Genomic DNA, 2,996 nt, shown 5'->3' with positions numbered 1-2,996 from the left:
CGGACCGGGCGGGGGTGTTCATCGAGCTGGGCCCGGCCCCGGTGCTGACGACTGCCGCCCAGCACACCCTCGACGAAGCCGAAGGACCGGAACCGCTGCTGCTGTCTTCGCTGGTCGCTGGGCGAGCGGATGACCTGGCTTTTCTCCAGGCCATGGCCCGGCTTCACGTGGCCGGGGTCGCGGTGGAGTGGAGTGGCTGGTTCCCGGACAGGCCCGCTGTGGTTGATCTGCCGACGTATGCGTTCCAGCGTGAGCGGTTCTGGCTGGCGGGCAGGTCCGGTCGGGTGGACGCGGCGGGTCTGGGGCTGGTGGCGGCGGGGCATCCGTTGTTGGGTGCGGCGGTGGAGTTCGCCGACCGGGGTGGCTGCCTGCTGACCGGCTGGCTCTCCCGGTCCGGTGCGCCGTGGCTGGCCGACCACGAGGTGGCCGGGACCGTTCTCCTCCCCGGTGCGGCGTTGGTGGAGTGGGTGTTGCGGGCGGGCGACGAGGTCGGTTGCTCCAGTGTCGAGGAGTTGATGTTGCAGGCTCCGGTGGTCGTGCCGGCCGCCTCCGGTCTACGGGTGCAGGTCGTGGTCGACGCGGCCACCGATGACGGCCGTCGTGAAGTCCGTGTCTACACCCGGCCCGACGACGGCGACAACGAATGGGTCTGCCACGCCACCGGCATCCTCACCCCGGAATCCGCCCGGTCCGCTGACGGGATGAGCGGCCCTTGGCCTTCCGCCGAAGCCGAGCCGATGGACGTCGAGACCTTCTACGCGCAGGCCGCCCAGGCCGGTTACGCGTACGGCCCCGCTTTCCAGGGTCTGCGGTCGGTCTGGCGGCACGGTCAGGATCTGCTGGCCGAGGTCGCTCTGCCCGAGGCCGCCGGTTCGCACGACGGTTACGGCATCCACCCCGCCCTCCTCGACGCCGCCCTCCACCCTCTGCTGGCCGCCCGGTTCCGGGACGGCGGGGACGAGCGCGTATACGTCCCCTACGCCTGGAACGGCGTATCGCTGTGGGCGGTGGGTGCCACGACCGTTCGCGTACGTCTCAGCCCGGTCGGGGACAGCATCGAGCAAGGAGTGCGGGTGACGGTCGCCGACACGACCGGTGGCCCCGTACTGAGTGTCGACGCCATGCGGACGCGCCCCGTGCGGCAAGGCCGGCTCCTTGCCACCCAACGACCCGACGTGCGCGGCTTGTTCACGGTGGACTGGACGCCGATTCCGGTGCCGGAGCAGGAAGCGCCGAGTCGCACCCCCTGGGTCACGCTCGCCGACGGCATCACTCTGGCCGACGCGGCGCGGGCCCAGGGCGAGGCGCCCTGGGCGGTGGTCGCTCCCGTCGAGGCCGGCGACGGGCTCGCGACGGCGGAACGGGTGCTCTCCCTGGTCCAGGAGTTCCTGACCACGTCCGAGCTGGCCGATTCCCGGCTGCTGCTGGTGACGCGTGATGCCGTCGCCACCGAGCCGGGCCTCGACGTCGATCCGGCGGCCGCGGCCGTCTGGGGGCTGGTCCGCAGTGCCCAGTCCGAGAACCCGGGCCGCTTCGCCCTGGTGGACACGGACAGCGACGACCTCCCGCGGGCCGCCCTGCGCCACGTCATCGAGGCGCAGGACGAACCCCAGCTCGCTCTGCGCGAAGGCCGGATACACGTTCCGCGCCTGGCCCAGGCATGTAGGTCGACCGAGCTGGTCGCACCGCTCGGCGAAGCGGCCTGGCGCCTCCAGATGGTCACGGGCGGCTCGCTGGAGGACCTGACGGCGGCTCCCTGCCCGGAGGTTCTCGAGCCCCTGGAGCCCGGTCAGGTCCGGGTGTCGATGAGCGCGGCCGGCATCAACTTCCGCGATGTGCTCGTCGCGTTGGGCATGGTCCCCGCCTACGGAGCCATGGGCGGTGAAGGCGCGGGCATCGTGACGGAGGCCGGCCCCGACGTCACCCATGTCGCGGTCGGTGACCAGGTCATGGGCGTGTTCGAGGGCGCGTTCGGCCCCGTCGCGGTCGCCGACGCCCGCATGGTCACGTGCGTCCCGCGAGAGTGGGATGTGCGGGAGGCGGCCGGTGTGCCGGTGGCGTTCCTGACGGCTTGGTACGGGTTGGTGGAGTTGGCTCGTGTGAAGCCGGGTGAGTCGGTGCTGATCCATGCCGCGACGGGTGGTGTGGGGATGGCGGCGGTGCGCATCGCCCGTCATCTGGGTGCCGAGGTGTACGCGACGGCGAGCCCTGCCAAGCATGCCGTGCTGGAGGAGATGGGCATCGACGCCGCCCACCGGGCCTCGTCGCGCGATGCCGGATTCGAGGAGACGATCCGGCAGGCGACCGGTGGCCGTGGTGTGGATGTGGTGCTGAACAGCCTGACGGGCGAGTTCATCGACGCGTCCTTGCGTCTGCTGGGCGACGGTGGCCGGTTCCTGGAGATGGGCAAGACCGATGTCCGTGACCCCGGCGAGGTGGCCGGCCGGCACCCCGGCGTGACGTACCACGTCTATGACCTCGTCACCGACGCCGGGCCCGACCTGATCGGGCGGATGCTGGGGCACCTCGCCGAGTTGTTCACCTCAGAGCGGCTTAAGCCGCTGCCGGTACGTTCCTGGCCCCTGGACAAGGCGCGGGAGGCGTTCCGGTTCATGAGTCAGGCCAAGCACACCGGCAAGCTGGTGCTGGAGATACCGCCTGCCCTCGACCCCGAGGGCACGGTGGTGATCACCGGCGGCACCGGCGTGCTGGGACAGCTGGTCGCCGAGCACCTCGTACGCATGTGGGGAGTGCGGCACCTCCTGTTGGCCGGTCGTCGTGGGTTGGATGCTCCGGGTGCCGGTGAGTTGGTGGAGCGGCTGGGTGGGTTGGGTGCCGAGGTGTCGGTCGTGGCGGCGGATGTGAGTGATGCGGAGGCGGTGGCGGAGCTCGTCGGCAAGTCGGATCCCGCGCACCCTCTTACCGGTGTGATTCATGCCGCGGGTGTTCTGGATGATGCGGTGGTGACGGCTCAGAGCCGGGAGGGTCTGGCGCGT

Annotated in this window: 1 protein-coding gene; it reads left to right on the top strand. The window is 71.1% G+C overall.

The annotated features are described in order from the left end of the window. Positions 1 to 152 precede the first annotated feature (152 nt). Positions 153 to 2,996, top strand: a 2,844-nt coding sequence (locus ACZ4A5_RS31565) for a polyketide synthase dehydratase domain-containing protein (RefSeq protein ID WP_467591813.1), incomplete at its 3' end; no start/stop codon positions are given.

The organism is Streptomyces sp. NPDC025618 (assembly GCF_055558795.1).
This window is presented reverse-complemented; position numbering and strand designations above follow the sequence as displayed.